Below are 606 nucleotides of genomic sequence, written 5' to 3'. Positions count from 1 at the left end.
GGCTGCTATTCGAAAGGAAAGGGGGTTAACTCAAGGCCAATTAGCGGATGAGCTAGCCCGAAGTTACAGCGCTTTTGAAAGCTTAAATCAACCCACACTAAGCCAGTGGGAAAGCGGTAAAGTAACGCCCAGTTTGCTCAAGCGGCTTGCTTTCGCTCACTACATCGGCAAGCAGTATCAATACACCTCCAGCGAATACAAACGGGTCAAAGCTTCACAAAGCAAAAGCATCTATTTGAGCTTTAAAGACATTGTTTACGAATACCGTGTAACCGATGTAAAAAATTGCGCCCTTAGCCAAATCAGTTTGACGGAGTATGAGCAAATTAACGCCGTGCACAAACAACTGATCACGCCCGGCGGAATAGAAGACACGCTCAATCAATTCAATGAATCCCCCAGCAAGGCCCGCCTCTACTACTGTGAAGGCATGTTGGTTGGCCATTTGATTTATCAAGAGCTGAGGTCTGAATTTAGGATTCTCAGCTTTTGGCATTTAGGGCGCTCGATACTGAAGTACTTAGTCACCGACATTCTCCAAGTCATGGGAAATACGATCATCCATTTCCCGGTTCATGAGCCCGTGATTAAACAACTTCTCTTCGA

1 protein-coding gene is annotated in these 606 nt (G+C 45.9%); it reads left to right on the top strand.

The genetic code is table 11. From position 1 onward, the window contains the following. Nucleotides 1–606, top strand: a 606-nt coding sequence (locus tag R7093_RS26480) for a helix-turn-helix transcriptional regulator (protein ID WP_318147184.1), incomplete at both ends; no start/stop codon positions are given.

It is taken from the genome of Vibrio sp. 1580 (genome assembly GCF_033340055.1).
Note: the sequence above shows the minus strand (reverse complement) of the source record. Positions and strands in the feature narration are given on the sequence as shown.